Genomic DNA, 388 nt, shown 5'->3' with positions numbered 1-388 from the left:
GTTACTACGCTGATAAGACAGAAGCTGGTGGTAAGACAGTTACTCCAGAAAATCCTGAAGTAGTAGAGGTTGTTACCTACAAACCACTTGGCAGTTTGGTTCCGAAATCTGATGATCCGAAATTCCCATCAACACCAGATGTGAAATATCCAAATGATCCAACAGATCCAACTAAACCAAGTAAACCAGTTGTGCCAAATGTCCCAGGCTACAAACCATACTTGCCAGATCCAAAAGATCCAAGCAAACCAGGTCAACCAGTAGAACCAGGTAAGGAGCTTCCAAACCTTCCAACAAATCCAGGTGAGGATACTCCAATCATCTACGTACCAGTAACTCCAGAGAAACCAGTAACTCCAGAGAAACCAGTAACTCCAGAGAAACCAGT

1 pseudogene is annotated in these 388 nt (G+C 43.6%); it reads left to right on the top strand.

The annotated features are described in order from the left end of the window. Nucleotides 1–388, top strand: a pseudogene (locus tag ADM33_RS11485) (hypothetical protein); the annotation flags it as partial.

Origin of the sequence: Streptococcus oralis (assembly GCF_001075875.1) — a bacterium.
Taxonomy (GTDB): domain Bacteria; phylum Bacillota; class Bacilli; order Lactobacillales; family Streptococcaceae; genus Streptococcus; species Streptococcus oralis_I.
The sequence above is the reverse complement of the archived record's forward strand: the minus strand, read 5'-3'. Positions and strand labels throughout refer to the sequence as shown.